Genomic DNA, 19,884 nt, shown 5'->3' with positions numbered 1-19,884 from the left:
TTTGTGAACGGGAAATGCACCGCGCGTCTGCCCGTTATGACGTGCCGCTCGGTATTCTCTATGCCGTCGGTTTGACAGAGACGGGGCGGAAAAACTCGCTTCAGCCCTATGCGATGAACATCGAAGGACGAGCTGAGTTTTTTCCATCTCAAGCCGCCGCATTAAAGCGCTTCACTCAAGTACACGCCGAAGGTGCAAAGCTGATTGATCTGGGCTGTATGCAGATTAATCACTACTATCATTCGCGCGAATTTCCGTCCGTCGGCGCGATGCTGCAGCCGAGCCTCAATGTCGATTACGCTGCACGTTTTTTGAAGCGTCTCCGCGAGCGGGAAGGCAACTGGACGATGGCTGTTGCACGCTACCATGCAGGTCCAAATAATGACCCCGCACAGAAGCGATATGTGTGTCGCGTAATGACAAACATGATCGTTTCGGGCTTCGGAAATTGGACGCCACAGGCAAAAAGCTTTTGCGCTGGCTGATTGTGAATCCACGAAAAATGCCGGTTGTAGCGGTAACTGCTATACACGCGTCTTCATGCTGTGCAATCTGTGGTTGCTTAAAGGTATATCAGCTATTTAAGAGGATAAATTTTTAAGTGCTTGTAAAGAATCGTAAAACTTCGTGAGCTTGTTAACCAATCGTTAAGGTTTTCGGACGAAGAGTGCACATCCGATGCAATCATCGCGATTCCCATCAAATTAGATAATACTAAAATGCCTCCCAATTTATTGCGGGCAACTTTTTGTCATTGCCGCTGACTCCTCCTGCCCGTTACTTCTGTCTTGCTTGGGTTAACATATTGATTCGGAAGGCGGGCCGATGATCGTAGTCGTAGATGAGCGGAATATTGTGACTGAGGGGTACTCCTCTTGGTTCAGCCGAGAAGGCATCACGACAACCGGCTTCACACCAGATGATTTCAATGAGTGGGTCGAGAGCGTCCCCCATCAGGATATTATGGCGGTCGAAGCTTTCCTGATCGGCGAATGTGAAGCTCAAAACGGTCTTCCAGCCCGAATTCGTGAACGCTGCAAGGCTCCGGTTATTGCTGTGAATGACCGCCCATCACTGGAACACACTCTGGAGCTTTTTCAATCCGGAGTTGATGACGTGGTCCGCAAACCGGTCCATGTCCGCGAGATACTTGCACGCATTAATGCTATTCGTCGCCGTACCGGCGCAGCTGGTTCGTCCGGCAATGATGGAACAGCGCTCGGTCCGATCCGCGTTTTCTCCGATGGTCGTGATCCACAGATAAATGGTGTGGATTTTCCACTGCCTCGTCGCGAGCGCCGTATTCTTGAATATCTAATTGCAAACCGTGGTCGTCGCCTTAACAAGGCGCAGATTTTCAGTGCAATTTACGGCATTTTCGACAGCGAAGTCGAAGAGAATGTGGTCGAAAGCCATATTAGCAAGCTCCGCAAAAAATTGCGTGAAAAGCTTGGTTTTGATCCTGTTGATTCAAAACGTTTTCTTGGATACTCAATCAATATCGATTGAGATTCGTGTCCTGTCTACCGAGCTTTCAAAAGCTCAAATCCAGTAATTCGCGGTTTTTAAAGGTGGTTCGTTCCGGACGCCCCTGAAACTGATTGAGTCCTCAGTAAAAGCGTAAAAATCCTAACGGCTACAGTTTCACGCAAGCGTGGCCCGATAGCTTGTCTGCGGATTCTCAAATTCTCAGGAGTTGCCAATGAGCCTCTACGGTATGATGCGGACCGGCGTTTCGGGTATGAACGCGCAGGCTAACCGCTTGTCTGCGGTCGCGGATAACATCGCAAATGCGAGCACGGTCGGTTACAAGCGCGCTGATGCGCAGTTCTCGTCTCTCGTTCTGCCCAACACCGCAGGCCAATATAATTCTGGCAGCGTAGAAACCAATATCCGCTACGGCATTTCTGATCAGGGCGGCATTCGTCCGACTTCCTCAGCTACCGACCTCGCTATCGATGGCAACGGCTATTTTGTAGTCAGCGATGCTGACGGCACGCCTTACCTCACGCGCGCAGGCTCATTTGTGCCGGATCAGTATGGCAATCTCGTCAATACATCTGGCTACTATCTGATGGGCTATCCAGCGGACGCGAACGGCCAGGTTAATACGGTCGCCAATAGCTTCGACGGTCTGGAACGTGTGAACGTCAAGCAGTCCGATCTGGTTGCGACGCCTAGTACATCGGGTAATTTTACCGTCAACCTGCCTTCGACTGATGAAGTGCCTGCTACCGGCGAGTTCAATCACAAAACATCGCTGATCGCTTATGACAATCTCGGCGGCAAGATCACGCTGGATGTCTATTTCACAAAGACCGGCGACAACACCTGGGACGTTTCGATCAAGAATGCTGCGGATGGCGTTGAAGTCGGCACAACCACTCTGAATTTTGACGGAACGAACGGCAAGCTGCTTTCCGGCGGCGACGTTGCTGTCGATCTCACGGCCTATAACGGCCAGTCATTGGATCTTAACCTCGGTTCGTCCAAGCAGCTCGCCAAGGACTATACGATCAGCGAAGCCGTTATCAACGGTCAGGCACCTTCGTCCATCAAGGGCGTTGATATTGGCAAAGACGGCTCGGTCGTAGCGCTTTATGAGAACGGCGCGCAGAAGCTGCTCTATCGTGTTCCGCTTGGAACAGTTGCCAGCCCGGATCGCATGTCGGTTATGAGCGGCAACGTGTTCTCGCCGAGTGCTGAATCCGGCAACATTCAGCTTGGCTTCCCTGAGGGCGGCGGCATGGGCAAGATTTCGTCCGGCGCGCTGGAAGAATCCAACGCTGATATTGCGCAGGAGCTGACCGACATGATCGAAGCTCAGCGCAGTTACACCGCCAATTCGAAGGTCTTCCAGACCGGCTCCGAATTGATGGACGTGCTGGTGAACCTGAAAAGATAAACTGAAACAATTCCGGGGATGGTGGGGACCTCCATCCCCGGAATTTCGATTTTAGAGCGCATCCCGAACAGTGCGAAACAGTTTTCGGGATGCGCGTTAAAACAAAATGTTGAGACGGGCCGATCTGAGCCACTCAGATTGAAACACGCTCTAAGTAACTGGACCGTTCTCGCAACAAGCGCGGTTCTATGTAGGATGGGGATAAGATGTCGCTTAGTTCTGCTCTTCTGACGGCCAAAAGCTCGCTTGCGGCAACGTCCAAGCAGACGTCAGTCGTCTCTCGCAATATTGCGGGGGTCAATGATCCGGATTATTCGCGGCGTACCGCTTCGCTGGCTTCGGGGCCCTATGGTTCGCTTTATGTGAATATAAGCCGGTCCGCCGATGAAGCGTTGTTCAACCGCTTTATTCAGTCCAACAGCACGGCATCCTCTTCTTCTATTCTTGCAGGCGGGCTTGACCGCCTTTCATCGCTTTATTCTGCGGACAATTATTCCGGTTCGCCTTCTGCCTTGATTGGCGATCTGCGCGATGCACTTCAGACCTTTGCTGCATCACCGTCCAATTCGGCACTTGGCGATAGCGTCGTATCGACTGCGCAGGCGTTGGCCAATGCATTGAATAGTGGCACAAAACAGGTTCAGTCGCTGCGTACCGATGCAGATAATGAAATCGCGGATTCAGTCGCCAATATCAACGATGTGTTGGCCAAGTTCGAAAAGGTCAATCAGCAGATCGTCAGCGGTACGCGTGCAGGCAGTGATGTCTCTGATTTTCTTGATCAGCGCGATTCCCTGCTCAAGCAGTTATCCGGCGAAATCGGCATAACAACGATGACGCGCGGCGACAATGACATGGTCATTTTCGCAGAAAACGGCGTGACACTGTTTGAAACCTCAGCACGTAAGATCAGCTTCCAGTCGTCGAACGGTCTGGCTGTCGGCGTGGCTGGCAACGCTGTTCTGGTCGATGGCGTGCCGCTTACGCACGACACATTCGATCAGCCCTACGGTACAGGCCGCCTGAGCGGCCTCCTGCAGTTACGCGACCAGATTGCCCCGCAATACCAGATGCAGCTTGATGAGATCGCACGCGGTCTGGTGACAATGTTTGCCGAAAGCGATCAGACAGGTGCAGGGCCAGATCAGACCGGCCTGTTCAGTTGGGAAGGCTCTCCAGCTGTGCCCGGCGCGGGTGTTTCAGCTGGCATTGCTGGCACGCTCAAAGTGTCGTCAGCATTTGTCGCATCAGAAGGCGGCAGTTCGCTTCTCTTGCGTGATGGCGGTGCGAACGGTGCCAATTACAAATATAATACGACTGGTGCGGCTGGCTTTAGTGATCGTCTGCGCGATTTGAATCAGGCCTTCTCGGAGCCGCTGACTTTCGCCTCGTCTGCTGGGCTCAACTCCAATGCAAGCCTTATTGATTATAGCGCCTCATCGATCAGCTGGCTGGAAGGCAAGCGAAAGACGGCAAACGCTAATTTCTCCTATAATCAGACAGTTGCTGTGCAGGCCGATCAGGCTCTTTCCAATGCCAATGGTGTCGATATCAACACTGAAATGGCGCTGCTGCTTGATCTTGAACATTCCTATCAGGCATCGAGCCGGGTGTTGACGACGGTCAACGCCATGCTTGACGAACTTATCAGAGCGGTGTGAGGCTTATGAAAGCGCAATCGATTTCGACTTATGGTGCAGCTTCAGCTCTCAAGGTCCTCGTGGCAAAGACCAAGGCTGAGCTTGGCAAAGCCCAGCAGGAAGCGACTACCGGGATGGTGTTCGATGTCGGCCTGTCGCTCGGCTCCAAGTCTGGCCAGACTATATCCTTGCGCAAGGAATATGATCGTCTGACTGTTCTGACAGATATGAACAAGCTGCTGCAGCAGCGGATGACGACGACGCAAACCGCCACCAGCACCATTATCGAGAACACGCAGGATTTTCTTGGCGACCTGACAGGTGCAAACAGCACTGTTGAAAGCGCTGAGACGGCCGCAAAATCTGCAAAGTCTCTGTTGGATTCCGTCACTGGCCTGCTCAATACGAGTTACAATGGCGAGTATATTTTCTCCGGTGTGAACACCGATGTGAAGCCGATTGCCGACTACACCGAAGGCAGTGCCGCTCAGACAGCGGTGCGCCAGGCGTTCGAAGACCATTTCGGTTTCAGCATGAACGATCCGCAGGTTGCCAATATTACCGGCGATGAAATGAAAGCCTTTCTGGAAGGCGATTTTGCCGAGCAGTTCAATGATGCCAACTGGGACGCCAACTGGTCGAATGCGTCTGACACAGTCATCAAGAGCCGCATTTCACCAAGTGAAACGGCCTCAACATCGATTTCAGCCAACGCAGACGGATTCCGCAAGACAATTATGTCGGCGGTGATGGTTTCTGAATTTGCGGCGATTGGTCTTAACAACTCTGCGTTCCAGGCGCTCACGACACAGGCCATGCAGACCACGACGCAGGCGGTCACTCAAACCACTTCGGAGCAGACGACGCTTGGTCTTGCGCAACAACGGACAAATGCAGCGACAACACGCATCGCAGCTCAGCAGAAGATCCTTAATGAATCGGTTCTCGATCTTGAGTCGGTTGATCCATATGAGGCTGCAACGCGCGTCAATGCGCTCATGTCACAGATTGAGACTTCTTATGCGCTGACAGTTCAGCTGCAGAATATGAGCCTACTCAACTATTTGAAATAGTTAGACTATTAGAGCGTTTTGCCTCTTTTTGGCACTACATAAGGATGCTCTAAACAATTGAATCGGCGCATCGCGCTTTCCAAAAATCGATTCCGATTTAGGGGGTGATGCTGTGGGGCGCTTACCCGCCCCGAAGTTGAACATCACGCACCGGGCAGCATGAGGCGGCTTGTATGCGTGGTGCCGGAGAACGGAGACTACATGTACCAGCTGCGCTACGAAGACGTCATGAATGATGATATGGCGAGCGCCAAGGAACGCGAGCGGATGCTTTTTGACCGTTCGATCGAGATGCTTGCCGCTGCCAAGGCCAATGGGGCCGGATCGCGCGAAGGCATAGACGCTGCCTATTTCACGACCAAGCTCTGGACCACGATCATCGATGATCTTGGATCAGAAGAGAATGTGCTTCCCAAGGAACTCAAGGCGGCCATTATTTCGGTGGGAATATTCATTCTCAAAGAGATGGAACGCATTCGGCAGGGCGAAAGCAGTGATTACGATACCTTGATCGAAATCACCCAGTCCATCCGGGATGGCCTGTGACATGACGAATAATAACAAGTCGACCCATGGTAATTCGGCCAGTGACAAGTCGGCAATCCGTCTTTCGCTGCGTGCGGGTGAGAAGATCTATATCAACGGCGCGGTGCTGAAAACGGATAGGAAAGTATCGCTTGAGCTGTTGAACGATGCGACTTTTCTACTGGAAAACCATGTTTTGCAGCCTGATGAGACGACATCGCCACTGCGCCAGCTTTATTTTGCTGCACAGATGATCCTGATTGAGCCAGCTCTGAGAGAACAGGCTCGCAATACGTTTGCGCAGATGCTGAGAGGCATGTTTGCGGCATTCAAGGATGCGGAAATCCTCAATGCCCTCAAGCTTGTTGATGAGCTGGTGCATAATGGGCGTGTTTTTGAAGCACTGAAGACAATTCGTGCGCAATATCAGCGCGAGGCCGAGCTGATGGGCGAATCCGCCCCGCCCGTGCCTGCAAAACAATCCGAACAGCCTACGGAGGCAAGTCTATGACCACCACATCGACAGTCGGTGCGAACAATACGGCCAACACAGCCAATTCATCGAGTGGCAACGCCGCAGCTGCCAAGGCCAGCGTCGATTACAATTCCTTCCTGAAGCTTTTGGTGACACAGATGCAGAATCAGGACCCGACGCAGCCTATGGATGCGACGCAATATGTCTCGCAGCTGGCCACCTTCTCCAATGTGGAGCAGGCAGTGCAGATGAACAGCAAGCTTGAAACGCTGATTGCCAATTCATCTTTGTCGCAAGCTGAAGGCTGGATCGGCCGCACATTGACAAGCGCTGACGGCACAGTCTCCGGCGTTGTCAAATCCGTGACTATTCAGTCGTCGGGCATGCTTGCCGAACTGGAAGACGGCAAGACGATGCTGATCGGCCAAGGCGTCAAGATCAGCTAAGGGAAACGGTTTTGAACGAAGCTGATGCGCTCGACATCGTCAATTCGGCGGTTTGGACCGTGCTTATGGCCAGCGGTCCGGCTGTGCTTGCAGCTATGCTTGCGGGCATCGGTATTGCGCTGTTTCAGGCTTTGACACAGATCCAGGAAATGACGCTGACTTTCGTGCCGAAAATCATCGTCATTTTTGTGGTACTTGCTTTTACCGCGCCGTTTGTCGGAGCGCAGATCAACTCTTTTACGCTGCTTGCCTATTCGCGCATCGAAAAAGGGTTTTAGAACCATATTCCAGAGGAGGCTGCTGTTTCCCTGACGTAGCCCTCGCGCAAGCTTCGCCGTTTATGTTCCGTCGGACAATAGGAGACGGACGTGCAGCAGGCAGCGGCTAAGCCATTAAAAAAGAGTGGAATTCTGACAGGCAGCGACTTGGGTCTTGCTGCCGGCATTATCATTATTCTCACCGTGCTTTTCCTGCCTGTGCCAGCTGTCGTTCTGGATATTGGTCTCGCTTTCTCGATTGCCTTTTCCGTCCTTATCCTCATGGTTTCGCTGTGGATTCAGCGTCCGCTTGATTTCTCGGCTTTCCCGACCGTGTTGCTGATCGCAACCATGATGCGTCTGTCTCTCAATATTGCGACGACGCGCGTGATTCTTACGCACGGCAATGAAGGCTATCTGGCCGCAGGTCATGTGATTCACGGCTTCTCGCAGTTCGTGATGGGTGGCGATTTCGTCATCGGCCTTGTCGTCTTCTCGATCCTCATCATCGTCAACTTCCTTGTCATTACCAAGGGTGCAACGCGTATCGCTGAAGTGGGCGCCCGCTTCACGCTTGACGCCATTCCCGGCAAGCAGATGGCAATCGATGCCGACCTCTCGTCTGGTCTGATTGATGAAAAACAGGCACAGCATCGTCGTCGTGAACTGGAAGAAGAAAGCTCATTTTTCGGTTCGATGGACGGTGCGTCAAAATTCGTACGCGGTGATGCGATTGCCGGTCTGATTATCACGGCGGTCAATATCTTCGGCGGGATTATCATTGGTGTAACCCGCCACGGCATGGATATTTCCGAAGCGGCAGACGTTTTCACCAAGCTCTCGGTTGGTGACGGTCTGGTTACACAGATTCCAGCGCTGATCGTATCGCTCGCCGCAGGCCTTCTGGTTTCCAAGGGTGGTACGCGCGGTTCGGCAGACGAGGCGATCTTCGGTCAGCTTGGTGCCTATCCAAAAGCACTGCTGATAGCGTCTTTCCTGATGTTTGTTTTGGGCATCATGCCTGGGCTTCCGGCATTTCCATTCTTCCTGTTGGGCAGCGCAATGGCATTTGTGGGGATTGCGGTTCCGCGCAAACAAGCCAAGGAACGTAATGCGCAAGCTGCGGAAGCTGAGTCAAAGCAGCGCGACGCCGATGAGCAGGAGCGCAATTCCGTCAAGGCCTCGCTTGAAACCACACAGATCGAGCTTTGCCTTGGCAAGCAACTCTCGGCGCGTCTCATCGCATCGCAGCAGGAGCTGGCACATCGCGTGGCGAAGATGCGCAAGAAGTTCGCCCAGGAATACGGTTTCGTCATCCCCGAGATCAAGGTAACTGACGATATTTCGTTGCCGCCAAAGAGCTATCGTATCAAAATTCACGGTACTGCGGTTGCAAGCCATGAACTTCGGGTCGGTGAAATTCTCGTCGTATTGGGCGAACGCCCGATTCCGTCTATTCCCGGTGAAGAAGTTCGCGAGCCAGCCTTTGGCATGCGTGCCTATTCGGTGCCGGAAACATTTGCGTCAGACCTGCGTCGCGATGGCTACATGACTGTCGATAATCTGTCGGTTTTGCTGACACATTTGAGCGAGATTGTGCGCAACAATCTGGCACAGCTCTTGTCCTATAAAGACATGCGGATTCTGCTTGATCGTCTCGGGCCGGAGTATCGCAAGCTTCTTGAGGATATCTGCCCGGCAAATATCTCCTATTCAGGGCTTCAGGCTGTTTTAAAGCTGCTGCTCGCGGAACGTGTTTCAATCCGCAACCTGCATCTGATTCTTGAATCAATTGCCGAGATCGCACCTTTGGTCCGCCGCCCTGAAATGATTGTCGAACACGTTCGCATGCGTATGGCGCAGCAGATATGCGGTGATCTATCAGATAATGGCGTGCTCAATGTGTTGCGTCTTGGCAACCGCTGGGATCTGGTCTTCCATCAGAGCCTCAAGCGAGACAACAAGGGCGAAATCGTCGAGTTCGATATCGACCCGCGTCAGCTAGAGCAGTTTGGTACCGAAGCCACGGTCGCCATACGCAAGCATTTCGATAGCGGCGAACGTTTTGTGCTGGTGTCATCTCCCGAAGCGCGCCCATATATCCGCATGATTATCGAGCGCCTGTTCGCGACTTTGCCTGTTCTGTCGCATGTCGAGATCGCACGTGGTGTCGAAGTGAAATCGCTCGGCGCGATTTCCTGACGGGGAGGGGACCCGTTGCCCATTACGCAACTGCCGATCAACGAACTCGTCTTCGCAGCCATGCTGGCATTCTGCCGTGTTGGCGCGTGTTTGATGCTGATGCCGGGCATTTCGAGCGGGCGGATACCGTTGCAGGTGCGGTTGTTCATTGCGCTCGCCTGTTCATTCGCTGTGCTGCCATTGGTGATTGAAACCATCACACCCAGCCTTGATGGCACACATCCGCTGGCGATGTTTCGCCTCATGCTGAGCGAGATGTTTATTGGTGCGGTGATTGGAATTCTGGCACATATTTATTTCTGGGCCCTGCAATTCATGGCCAATATGATGGCGATGGCAGTGGGCTATTCCGGTACGCCAGCGGATGCGATTACTGAACCGGAGCCGCAGGCAACGCTCGCAACCATTGTTACTTTCAGTGCGCTGTTTCTGTTTTTCGTCACAGACATGCATCTGGAGATTTTGCGGGCGCTGCTGAGTTCCTACACAGCTATACCCGTTGAAGGTCATTTCAGACCCGATGCAGCGATGATCGATATCAGCGATGCCCTTTCGGGTGCATTTTTGGCAACCTTGCGTATTGCAGCGCCGTTTATTGTCTTCGCGATTCTGGTCAATTTCGCCATTGGACTGATCAACAAGCTGACGCCGACGATTCCTATCTATTTTGTGTCGATGCCATTTGTGCTGGGCGGCGGATTGCTAGTCGTCTATTTCATTTTACCGGAACTGCTGCGTTTCTTTATCGGCGAAACATCAACGCAGATGCGCAATCTGTTCTGAGGAATTCATGGCTCAAACCAATGCCCGTAATCTTAAAAAGCTGATTGCATTGCAGAAGTTGGGTGCTGCCCGGCTCGAAGCATCTCTTGCCGTAACGAACAATCGCAAGACAGCACTTGATGAAGAGCGGGAAGCGCTTATCGCCATGCAGGATCGGCGATACGATGGCAGTTCATTCACGGTCGATCCAGCACTTCTTATCAAGCGCCTGGGTGGGAATGCCTCAGAAAGCGAGAGCATTGAACAGCAGCTCGAATCACAACGCAGCGGCCTCTTAAAAGAACAACGTCGGGTAGAACTTTTGGAAGACCGGCTGGAAACGGTACGAAATGATACCGAAAGACGCGAGCTCGCAAGCCTCATTGAAGAGTTTATCAGCCGAAAAACATCCACGGCGTGATCGATAGAATCTTCGATAGAACTGAATATTATATAACGGTACCAATTACTTACAAGAAATCTGGTGAGCTTATCTGAACGACATTGATCTTGTGCCGGTCATAAAACTGAAGCTGATTCGTACCGCAAGCTTCAGTCAAGTTTGGCAAACTATGGTGCAATCAAGAGATGAAGAAGGACGAGTTGTATGGCGATCAATCCGCCGTCAGATCTGGTGATGGACGTGGCGCGGGCGGCTGATCCGCAAGCCTATCGCCTGGCGGCGGAACGTCTGAAGTCGATATCGACAAGCGCGGGTCCAATGGGCGCTGACGCGGATACGGGGTTGCCGCGGAATTTTGTGAGCTTTTCTGAAAGTCTTGGTTCAGGGGTTAGTATCAATCCCGACAGCCAGAATACGACCAATTCAGCCTATCGAAAGTTTGAAGCATTCATGCTGCAATCTTTTGTCCAGTCGATGTTTACCAGCGATACAACGGCCACTTTTGGCAAGGGTATTGCAGGGGAATATTGGAAATCGATGATGGCTGAGGCCATGGCTAATAAAATGGCAGATACGGGCGGCGTAGGCATCGCCCGTATGCTTGAAGCGCAAGCAGCGATGAAGCAGCGAGCGGAGAATTCGGCAACTTTGGCTTTGGGAGACGTCGTTAACGATCTGGGACAGGGAATGAGCACGGATACGGTGTCGAAGGATATCGTTCACGGATTTGAACGTCAGCTCATTCAGAAGCAACTGGAAAACAATGAAAGTGGAGAACGCGCTCAAGGCTGATCCAGAGCATCTACTGCAAAACTGCCCTCGCGGTTTTGCGGAGCATAATGCGACGGACCACAGATAGAGCGGTTAGGTGACTACAGCATAATTCCTTAAACTTGTATCAGTTTAAGGTAAAATTATGCTGTAAATATAGAGTGTTAGAGCGATCTTTGTGCGCCCAAGAAGGCGCACGGCGCTCTAGGCTTTTGCTGAATTCGATCTAGCCAGCGAATGAGAACGCGACTCGCTGATACATACAATTGAGGAAACCCGAACATGACTGACACAAGCTCCGAAATCAGCCTGCTCCCGCAAGCTCCGGAAGCAGCACTGGATGTAAATCCAGCACAGGAACTGGAGCAGCAGCCGGTACTTAAACCAGTTGTGCGGGCTATTCAGCGTCTTGAGGACGTCATTGATACGGAAACACGTCTTTTGCTTGAAGGCGGGCATCCAGACCTTGCAGACATCAACTCGCGCAAGAGCCGCGGCCTTTATGACTTCAACAAGGCAATCAAAAAGGCTGCAAGCCTTGCCGAACCTGCCACGATGAAGGGATTGCAGCCATTACTTGATAGCCTCAAGCAGAAGCTGGAGAAAAATTGCGAAGCGCTGCAATTGCACCTGCGTGCGGTTGGTGAACTCGCAGATCTTATCCGTGGCGCGCTGGAAACGCAGGACGCAGACGGCACCTACAGCATGCAAAGCGCGAGGCTCGGTCACGCCAGATGATCCGCATAATTGCAATCGGCCTCTGGATATGTGCGGTAGCCCTCGGTTCGCTGTTCTTTGCCGTGCGCCAGAACGATGCCCCTTCGGGTGAGGTGCAAGCGAATGGAGGCGCGTTTGGCGGGCTCGATTACGTCAAGACCGACGTGATGAGTGTGCCGATCATCTCCAATGGCAGCGTTGCAGGCTATGTCGTGGCGCAGTTGGTCTATACGGTCGATTCGAACATTCGCAAAAAGCTCACCGTGCCGCTTGAGTATTTCATCAGCGACGAGATTTTCCGTAAGTTCTACGGCAGTTACTCAGATACCAAAGAAGTTGAGAAAGTGAACTTCGAAGCCGTGCGGGCATCGGTCATCACCGATTTGAACGCGCGCTTCCCAGAACCGGTGATCAAGGATTTGCTGGTCGAACAGTTCAATTACATTTCGGCGGAAGAGATTCGCGCCATGAATATGCGCGGTGGTGCTTCGGCGGAAATCGCAGGCAAGCAGGCTGCCGCTGCGTCATCTCATAGCGAATAGTATTTTCCTGCCAGCTGGCTCAAACGTTCTTCATCAAGTGTTGGGATGGACGCGTCGGTGATAAATTGGACGCCGATTTCGCGTTTTTCGCGCCAGACCATTTGAGCCAGAAGTGCGCGCGCATAGAAGTCGTCAAACAGCCAGAAGCGTTCGGGGAGGTTTGGAACGTCAGTTATCCTTAGTCTCGCGCCGTGCGGAGCTATGTCACTGAACTGGCATTCGATGATGAAGCGCCCGTCAAGATCGATAATCTTTCCTGATCGCAGCCGCGTGCGCTGTCGCTCTTCCCTACGTCGCTCGTGAGATGGCTTGTTGCGCACCATAAAATTTTGCCTGCTATATTTCCCCTTGAAGGCAAATATAGCAGGCTTGGCTTTAGTAAGCGTTACCTAACTTCAATGCTCACCGCATTTTTCACAACGGCCACGCAATTCCAGCGTTGTTTTGCGTGATTTGAAGCCACTCTGGACGCTCCAGGCGCTGACAAGATTTTCGATGGCCGGATCAGAAAACTCCGTCACCTGTCCGCATTGTTCGCAAATGGCAAAAGCAATAAGGCCGTGCTGGTGGCATTGCGGATGTGCACAGGCTACGAAGGCATTCAGGCTTTCGAGGCGGTGCACCATCCCGTAATCAAGAAGCTTTTCCAACGCGCGATAAACCTGCAACGGAGCGCGAAAGCCATCGTCGCGGAGCTGGTCGAGAATCGTATAGGCACTCAGTGGCCCATCCGCCTTGGATAACACATCGAAAACCAGTGTCTGATTACGGGTCAGATCATGCGATGGTTGAGTGTGTGCGTGATGATGGTCGTGGTGATTGCTCATTGTCCAGCGGTCCGTTTCGGTGAAGCCTCTCTCCTATTTAATGGCAGGAGGCTTAAAATGAAAATAGCCAGTGCGGCCACGACGATTGATGGGCCCGATGGCGTGTCGAATTCAACGGAACCATATAGTCCGCCAATAACGCCAATGGCGCCGATGACAGATGCCATGACAGCCATTTGCTCAGGCGTTGAAGCAAACCGGCGAGCTGTCGCGGCGGGAATAATGAGAAGCGACGTTATCAGCAGAATACCGACGATTTTCATCGAAATGGCAATAACAATTGCCAGCAACAACATGAAGATGATGCGCGACAAGGCAGGATTCAAGCCTTCAGCACGAGCGATATCTTCGCTGACGGTAGCTGCAAGCAGTGGACGCCACAACCATGCAAGCACGGCGAGCACAAGTATTCCGCCGCCATAGATAAAAGCGATGTCGAGACGCGAAACTGCGAGCAGATCGCCAAACAGGAATGACAGCAGGTCGACACGCACCCATGTCATAAAGGCGACGATGACCAGTCCGAGGGACAATGTTGCGTGCGAAAGAATACCCAACAGCGAATCCGCCGAAAGCGAATGCTTTTTTTGCAGCAGCAAAAGGATGGCTGAAATGGCTACGGCTACGGCAAAAACACCGATCATCAGATTGATATCGAGTATCAGCGCTAAGGCTACACCCAGCAATGCCGAATGGGCCATGGTGTCACCGAAATAGGCCATCCGCCTCCACACGATGAAGCAGCCAAGCGGGCCGGTGGTCAGTGCCAGGCCTACTCCGGCAATCAAAGCGCGGGTGAAAAAATCGTCAAGCATGGGGTTTGCCTTCCTCATGATGGTGATGATGTTCACCGTCATGGTGATGACCATCTTCGGCGTGGCAGTGATCTGTTACTGTGCCATCGGCGTGCATAACACGACCATCAGGCAGATGTGTGTGATCGTGATGATGTTCATAAACGGCGAGAGGCCCGACTGCGCGGCTCCCGAACAGGCGCAAATATTCCGGACTGGCAGTCACATCGCGCGGCGTTCCGCTGCAGCAGACATGACCATTGAGGCAGATGACGCGGTCGGTCGCCGCCATAACAAGATGCAGATCGTGGGAGATCAGCAGAACACCGCAGCCCGTGTCATCACGTAATTTGGCAATCAGCTCGTAAAGGGCTGCTTCACCGGAAAAATCGACACCCTGGACTGGCTCATCTAGCACCATGATATCGGGCTTGCGTGCGAGCGCACGCGCCATCAACGCTCGCTGAAATTCGCCACCGGACAGATTGGTAATCTCTGCTTTCAGAAGATGCGTGATTCCGACAGCATCCAGCGCACGCACAATATCGGCTTTGGGTAGGGGGCCGGTCAGTGTCATCAAGCGCTCAACAGAGAGCGGCATGGTGCGGTCAATATTGATCTTTTGCGGCACATATCCAATCCGCAAGTCCTTTAGATGACGGATTTCACCCTCATCAGGCTTGAGAATATGCAGTGCCATTTTGGCCGTCGTGCTTTTGCCCGCGCCGTTGGGACCGATCAATGTGACGATCTCGCCGCGGTGGATCGTCAGGTCAACATTGCGCACAAGCCACCGCCCGTCGCGATAAACGCCGGCACCTTTCAATTCGATCAATGGTTCCCGCTTTGCATGTGCGGGGAGGGCGGTCTTACGGGCCATATAAAATGAGCTTTCGCTGCCTTTGTGAGAGCATCAGCGCTTGATCTTGAAGGACAAGCGGCGTTCTCGGAATTCTTGTCTCAATATCTGTGAACGATATGCCGATTCGTGTTCATTTGCGTTGCCCGGATAAGCACTGTGAACAATTCTCCAAAAAACTGGTTGTGTCTCCTTATCGCAGACGTTATAGCATAACGCAAATGATGTAATAGAATAACATATCACTTGTATATGTTGTTCGCTTTTGCTGACCTTCAAGAGAGACCCATGAAACACTTACGATCCGTGCTGTTGGCATCCGCATTTATGGCTGTTTTGGGCGGGGCGGCTTCTGCCGCCGAGCGCAGCGGCGTCGTGGTTTCGATCAAGCCGCTCCATTCGCTTGTTTCTGCCGTGATGCAAGGGGTGGGCGAGCCAAAGCTGATCGTTCAGAGTGCAGGGTCGGAACATTCTTACAGCCTCAAACCATCTGATGCCCAAGCCATTGAGCATGCGAAGGTCATCTTCTGGGCAGGGCCTTCTATGGAAACCTTTCTCGACAAACCGTTCGATACCCTTGGTGAGGGTGCGAAAGTTGTAGCGTTGGGCGAAGCCGATGGATTGACGAAGCTCAAGTTCCGCGAAGGTGGTCCATTCGAAGCGGATGATCACAGCGATGAAGGTCATGAGCACGAAAAACATGGTGAGGCGGGTCACGATCACAGTGCCGAAACTGGCTCTCGCGATGCCCATGGCCACGCAAACGAAGCCGTTGAAAAGGCCGAAGAACACCACCATCATGCAGAATTCGACCTGCATTTTTGGCTCGACCCGCAGAATGGTAAGGTTCTCGTTGGAGACATCGCCAAGGTCTTGAGCGAAAACGACCCTGAAAATGCAGCGCAGTACGAAAAAAACGCTGCTGATTATGCCGAAAAGCTGGATGCGTTGACCAAGGATATTGAGGGTGAACTTCAGCCGGTAAAAGATAAGCCCTTCATCGTTTTCCACGATGCTTATCAGTATTTTGAAAACCGCTTCGATGTGAAGGCCGCAGGTTCCATCACCGTCAGCCCTGAGAAAGCGCCGGGTGCAGGCCGTATCAAGGACATCCACGAGAAGATCAAATCGCTGGGTGCGGTATGCGTGTTCTCCGAACCACAATTTGAACCAAAGCTGGTCAATACGGTTATCGACGGAACCGAGGCCAAAACGGGTGTGCTTGATCCACTCGGTTCAGAATTGAAGGATGGTCCAGACCTTTATCCTCAGCTCATCCGGAATCTCGCCGATTCATTAAAGAACTGTCTGTCGAAGTAGCACTGGTCGCTCCCTTGTTCTGGGACCCCACCCAGAAGCGACCAGTTGTGGTGCCGGGCTGTCTCTTTAGACGGTTCGGCACATTCGACAAACACGGGGCATGTTACTCCTATGTTTATATGCCTATCTAAATTAAGCACTGGGCCAGATTTTTGCAGTGTGGTTACCGTAACATATCAGTTCCGGTTAGGCCGTTAATTCAATGCAGAATCTTCAAAGGGTGGCTTTGCCGCCTCTTTCTAGCCAAATGAATGTAATGATATAACATTAATAGCCAGCGACGCTGCGCTAGCAGCTTTTGTTCAACCGCCAGCAAAGGAGATGCCATGAAAAGGCTTCCAGTCACCGTTCTTTCGGGCTTTCTCGGAGCAGGAAAAACCACGCTCCTCAATCACGTGCTCAACAATCGCGAAAATCGGCGTGTTGCGGTTATCGTCAACGATATGAGTGAAATTAATATTGATGCTGCCTTGGTACGAGAGGGCGGTGCCGACCTGTCGCGTACGGAAGAGCAGCTCGTTGAAATGACCAATGGCTGCATCTGCTGCACGCTGCGCGATGATCTTCTGAAAGAAGTGGCGCAACTGGCATCGCAGGATCGGTTTGATTACCTGCTTATAGAATCAACCGGTATTTCAGAGCCTCTGCCTGTTGCAGCTACATTTGAGTTTCGTGACGAGAAAGGGGAAAGCCTTTCCGATCTTGCTCGTCTCGACACCATGGTTACGGTGGTGGATGCCGCCAATCTTCTGAAAGACTATTCGTCCAGCGACTTTCTGCGCGACCGTGGCGAGTCGCTCGGAGAAGAGGATGAGCGGACACTGGTTGATCTGTTGGTCGAGCAAATTGAATTTGCGGATGTGGTAGTGCTCAACAAGGTTTCCACTTCGAGCGCGGAAGAACGCGATCTAGCGCGTAAAGTGATCAAATCACTCAATCCAGATGCAAGAATAGAGGAAGTCGATTTCGGGCAAGTCTCGCTTGATTCGATTCTCAACACGCGCCTTTTCGATTTCAACCGCGCCCACGAACATCCCCTTTGGTATAAAGAACTCCACGGTTTCCACGAGCACGTGCCGGAAACAGAAGAATATGGTGTGCATTCATTTGTGTATCGTGCCCGCCGTCCGTTCGATCCAGCGCGGTTCCAAAGTTTTATTGATCGAAGCTGGCCGGGTGTGGTTCGCGCAAAGGGGTTTTTCTGGTTGGCAACACGTCCTGATTACGTGGGGGAATTGAGCCAGGCGGGTGCATTGGTCCGCACCAACAAGCGCGGTCGCTGGTGGTCGGCTGTGCCCCGCAGCTATTGGCCAGCAGATCCGGAATGGCATCAGGCGATGCAGCCCTATCTTGATGCTGAATGGGGAGACCGGCGGCAGGAAATTGTATTTATCGGAGTTGGTCCGATGGATAAGGTAAATATGATTGCCGAACTTGATGCCTGTCTGGTGCCTGAGCAGCTGTTCATGCCGCAAAATTGGCAAAAATTGACCGACCCGTTCCCCTATTGGTCGTCTGTAGCGTAACCGACGCCTTATATTAGCGCATCGGTGTAAAAAATCGGAATCGGTTTTTGTAAAGAACGATGCGTAGAATCAAAGAGTTAGAGCGTCCTTTGTGCATCCGAAAGGACGCACGGTACTCTAAGGCGCTAAGATGCTGACGCATCAAGCCTAGAAAATATTCAGTCGCCACATGTGCTTAACCAATATCCGATGAGTCCCCCTCATCGGATATTGGTATTATTCAGCCGACAGTGCGGTAATTTCAGACATCCTGCTGTCGGCGAGGGTGCGGTGATCGAGCACGTTGGCGATCGCTTCGCGCACGTCCAGCATCATGTGTCGCACTTCGCATTCGGTTTCATCGCAATCGTCGCAAGGCTGATAGTCAGTTTTGCTGGCGCAGGCGATAGGCGCAAGCGCTCCGTCCAGTGCTCGAATAATATTGCCGATATGGATTTCACTCGCAGGGCGGGCCAGACAAAATCCGCCGCCTTTGCCTTTGCGGCTCAATACAAAGCCTGCGTTTCGCAATTCGATGAAAATATTATCGAGAAACTTACGCGGGATATGATGCCTTTCGGCGATCTCGCTTGCTGAAGCCAGTTGACCGTCCGATATGCCGGCCAGGTGCACCATGGCTTTCAGGCCGTATTTGCCTTTTTTGGTTAGCATGGCATCCCTGCTGCAATGTCCAACGGACGGCCTAATTTCCTTAATCATCGTATTATAAATAAGAATTAGGGAGTTACGGCTCTCCCGGCAAGTTACTTTCACGTCGCACTATGTTGGTAACGTTGTTTTTAGTGCCAGTGCGAGGGCACCTTGGAGGCTGTCGCCGCTGGGGGCCTTATAAAACTCCCTATAAGGAAAGAATGGCAGTGCAGCATAGGATGACGCCAAACCACCGGTGATGCTGAACCGTTGAAGTTTTTCGATCTGCAAATTCTCTAATGCCTTGCGGATCATTTCACAGGCTTCGGTCAAGATTTTTAAGCTGAGCGAGTCGCTCCGCGCCGCAAATTCAAAAAGCATTGGCGCAAAGGCGGCATAGTCAGCAGCGCTGGCCGTCCTGGAGAAAACCGTGATGTTACGAGGATTGCTGTCGAATCTCTCGAGAACGGCATGCGACAAGTCTGAGTGATGTGCGAACCCGTCAACTGCAAGCAGCACATTTTCCAACAGTTTACGACCGAGCCAAGCACCACCGGCATGATCGCTTAATATAAAGCCACGCCCGCCAACAATGCGGATCGCGTCGTCGGTGCGTCTAACAAAGGCGGATCCGGTGCCCAGAATCGCAATCGCGGCATCTCCATCCCCCATTGCCCCTTGCAAAGCAGAGAGTGTGTCCGAAACGATATGGCTCTTTTTGAAAGGCAGGCGCTTATATATAGGAGTGTGATCGGCGAGAGAGTTAGCGCCAGCCAGGCCCAGCACGGCGTTAGCTGCTCCATATATAGAAGAGGCCAAGCTGGCATCCTTACGAGCTTGTTCTGCGGCCTCGCATATATGAACTATGCTGCTCTCTGAATCCGCACCTATATTCGCCGGCCCCGAGATGCCTTCTCCCAGCACTTTGCCGTTTTGATCCGCAATGACTGCCCGGCATCCTGTGCCACCGCCATCGATCCCGAAGTGATATTTGATCGTCATTTCTGTCATTTCATTGTCGCAAAGAAAGGAATCGGCAGACCGGAACGGTTGAAACTCTATTAAAATGCACCATATCCCCTGTGGAAAGAAAGTTTGGCTATTTTGTTATTTTAGCGTTGACAGTTTTGTTTAGTGGGACGTATATAGCGACACAACGAGGGCGGCGGCGTCGCAAGCGACAGGCTGATGCGTCCTTGGAGTTGACATA

General features: G+C 52.3%; 23 protein-coding genes. 17 read left to right on the top strand and 6 right to left on the bottom strand.

Annotated features, from left to right (window positions below):
- Window positions 1-14: 14 nt before the first annotated feature.
- The 15 genes from QBD00_RS09430 (at window position 15) to QBD00_RS09360 (ending at window position 12,718) form a co-directional block, all read left to right on the top strand.
- The gene (locus QBD00_RS09430; RefSeq protein WP_235901818.1) at window positions 15-485 is read left to right on the top strand and encodes a transglycosylase SLT domain-containing protein; all 471 of its coding nucleotides are present in this window, start codon (window positions 15-17) and stop codon (window positions 483-485) included.
- 340 nt (window positions 486-825) lie between these two features.
- Window positions 826-1,509: a flagellar transcriptional regulator FtcR gene (ftcR, locus tag QBD00_RS09425; RefSeq protein WP_151092923.1), complete on the top strand. Its 684-nt coding sequence runs from the start codon at window positions 826-828 to the stop codon at window positions 1,507-1,509.
- A 193-nt stretch (window positions 1,510-1,702) separates the two neighbouring features.
- Complete coding sequence (locus tag QBD00_RS09420) at window positions 1,703-2,905, top strand: flagellar hook protein FlgE (RefSeq protein ID WP_264231968.1); 1,203 nt, start codon at window positions 1,703-1,705, stop codon at window positions 2,903-2,905.
- Window positions 2,906-3,111: 206 nt separating this feature from the next.
- Complete coding sequence (gene flgK / locus QBD00_RS09415; RefSeq protein ID WP_318579301.1) at window positions 3,112-4,566, top strand: flagellar hook-associated protein FlgK; 1,455 nt, start codon at window positions 3,112-3,114, stop codon at window positions 4,564-4,566.
- Window positions 4,567-4,571: 5 nt separating this feature from the next.
- Complete coding sequence (locus tag QBD00_RS09410) at window positions 4,572-5,618, top strand: flagellar hook-associated family protein (protein ID WP_151092915.1); 1,047 nt, start codon at window positions 4,572-4,574, stop codon at window positions 5,616-5,618.
- Between the two features lie 201 nt (window positions 5,619-5,819).
- Window positions 5,820-6,164, top strand: coding sequence for a flagellar biosynthesis regulator FlaF (flaF, locus tag QBD00_RS09405; RefSeq protein ID WP_151092913.1), 345 nt, complete (start codon window positions 5,820-5,822; stop codon window positions 6,162-6,164).
- Between the two features lies 1 nt (window position 6,165).
- Window positions 6,166-6,654, top strand: coding sequence for a flagellar biosynthesis repressor FlbT (flbT, locus tag QBD00_RS09400; protein ID WP_318579300.1), 489 nt, complete (start codon window positions 6,166-6,168; stop codon window positions 6,652-6,654).
- Window positions 6,651-7,064: a flagellar hook assembly protein FlgD gene (gene flgD / locus QBD00_RS09395; RefSeq protein WP_095445451.1), complete on the top strand. Its 414-nt coding sequence runs from the start codon at window positions 6,651-6,653 to the stop codon at window positions 7,062-7,064. Before flbT ends, flgD begins: the two co-directional genes overlap by 4 nt.
- A gap of 11 nt (window positions 7,065-7,075) precedes the next feature.
- Window positions 7,076-7,342: a flagellar biosynthesis protein FliQ gene (fliQ, locus tag QBD00_RS09390; RefSeq protein ID WP_024895881.1), complete on the top strand. Its 267-nt coding sequence runs from the start codon at window positions 7,076-7,078 to the stop codon at window positions 7,340-7,342.
- Window positions 7,343-7,432: 90 nt separating this feature from the next.
- Window positions 7,433-9,523, top strand: coding sequence for a flagellar biosynthesis protein FlhA (gene flhA, locus QBD00_RS09385; RefSeq protein ID WP_318579299.1), 2,091 nt, complete (start codon window positions 7,433-7,435; stop codon window positions 9,521-9,523).
- 15 nt (window positions 9,524-9,538) lie between these two features.
- The gene (fliR, locus tag QBD00_RS09380; RefSeq protein WP_111787528.1) at window positions 9,539-10,306 is read left to right on the top strand and encodes a flagellar biosynthetic protein FliR; all 768 of its coding nucleotides are present in this window, start codon (window positions 9,539-9,541) and stop codon (window positions 10,304-10,306) included.
- A 7-nt stretch (window positions 10,307-10,313) separates the two neighbouring features.
- On the top strand, window positions 10,314-10,706 hold the full coding sequence (locus tag QBD00_RS09375) for a hypothetical protein (protein ID WP_151092907.1): 393 nt from the start codon (window positions 10,314-10,316) through the stop codon (window positions 10,704-10,706).
- A 186-nt stretch (window positions 10,707-10,892) separates the two neighbouring features.
- Window positions 10,893-11,480: a rod-binding protein gene (locus tag QBD00_RS09370; protein ID WP_151092905.1), complete on the top strand. Its 588-nt coding sequence runs from the start codon at window positions 10,893-10,895 to the stop codon at window positions 11,478-11,480.
- Between the two features lie 261 nt (window positions 11,481-11,741).
- Window positions 11,742-12,197, top strand: coding sequence for a flagellar protein FlgN (locus tag QBD00_RS09365; protein WP_151092903.1), 456 nt, complete (start codon window positions 11,742-11,744; stop codon window positions 12,195-12,197).
- Window positions 12,194-12,718 (top strand): hypothetical protein, encoded by a 525-nt coding sequence (locus QBD00_RS09360; protein ID WP_191792969.1) that lies wholly within the window; start codon window positions 12,194-12,196, stop codon window positions 12,716-12,718. The genes QBD00_RS09365 and QBD00_RS09360 overlap by 4 nt, the downstream gene beginning before the upstream one ends.
- On the opposite strand, the gene QBD00_RS09355 is transcribed toward QBD00_RS09360, so the two are convergent.
- The 4 genes from QBD00_RS09355 to QBD00_RS09340 form a co-directional block, all read right to left on the bottom strand.
- Window positions 12,706-13,041, bottom strand: a complete 336-nt coding sequence (locus QBD00_RS09355) for a PilZ domain-containing protein (protein ID WP_151092899.1) — start codon at window positions 13,039-13,041, stop codon at window positions 12,706-12,708. The two genes, QBD00_RS09360 and QBD00_RS09355, sit on opposite strands and share 13 nt — an antisense overlap.
- Before the next feature lie 72 nt (window positions 13,042-13,113).
- Window positions 13,114-13,545, bottom strand: a complete 432-nt coding sequence (locus QBD00_RS09350) for a Fur family transcriptional regulator (protein WP_111787532.1) — start codon at window positions 13,543-13,545, stop codon at window positions 13,114-13,116.
- Window positions 13,542-14,402, bottom strand: coding sequence for a zinc ABC transporter permease subunit ZnuB (znuB, locus tag QBD00_RS09345; RefSeq protein WP_412535006.1), 861 nt, complete (start codon window positions 14,400-14,402; stop codon window positions 13,542-13,544). The genes QBD00_RS09350 and znuB overlap by 4 nt, the downstream gene beginning before the upstream one ends.
- The gene (locus QBD00_RS09340; RefSeq protein ID WP_151092895.1) at window positions 14,353-15,219 is read right to left on the bottom strand and encodes a metal ABC transporter ATP-binding protein; all 867 of its coding nucleotides are present in this window, start codon (window positions 15,217-15,219) and stop codon (window positions 14,353-14,355) included. Before QBD00_RS09340 ends, znuB begins: the two co-directional genes overlap by 50 nt.
- A 267-nt stretch (window positions 15,220-15,486) precedes the next feature.
- On the opposite strand from QBD00_RS09340, the gene znuA reads away from it, so the two are divergent.
- Window positions 15,487-16,518 carry a zinc ABC transporter substrate-binding protein ZnuA gene (znuA, locus tag QBD00_RS09335; protein WP_318579298.1) on the top strand — a complete coding sequence of 344 codons (1,032 nt, stop codon included), beginning with the start codon at window positions 15,487-15,489 and terminating at the stop codon, window positions 16,516-16,518.
- Window positions 16,519-16,844: 326 nt separating this feature from the next.
- Window positions 16,845-18,044, top strand: coding sequence for a zinc metallochaperone GTPase ZigA (zigA, locus tag QBD00_RS09330; protein ID WP_318579297.1), 1,200 nt, complete (start codon window positions 16,845-16,847; stop codon window positions 18,042-18,044).
- Between the two features lie 216 nt (window positions 18,045-18,260).
- Here the strand turns inward: zigA and QBD00_RS09325 are convergent, their stop codons facing one another.
- Both QBD00_RS09325 and QBD00_RS09320 read right to left on the bottom strand, forming a co-directional pair.
- The gene (locus tag QBD00_RS09325) at window positions 18,261-18,695 is read right to left on the bottom strand and encodes an RrF2 family transcriptional regulator (RefSeq protein WP_151092889.1); all 435 of its coding nucleotides are present in this window, start codon (window positions 18,693-18,695) and stop codon (window positions 18,261-18,263) included.
- A 108-nt stretch (window positions 18,696-18,803) separates the two neighbouring features.
- Window positions 18,804-19,685 carry a BadF/BadG/BcrA/BcrD ATPase family protein gene (locus QBD00_RS09320; protein ID WP_318579296.1) on the bottom strand — a complete coding sequence of 294 codons (882 nt, stop codon included), beginning with the start codon at window positions 19,683-19,685 and terminating at the stop codon, window positions 18,804-18,806.
- Window positions 19,686-19,884: the final 199 nt, after the last annotated feature.

Source organism: Ochrobactrum sp. AN78, from assembly GCF_029909885.1.
Classification (GTDB): Bacteria; Pseudomonadota; Alphaproteobacteria; order Rhizobiales; family Rhizobiaceae; genus Brucella; species Brucella quorumnocens.
The sequence above is the reverse complement of the archived record's forward strand: the minus strand, read 5'-3'. Positions and strand labels throughout refer to the sequence as shown.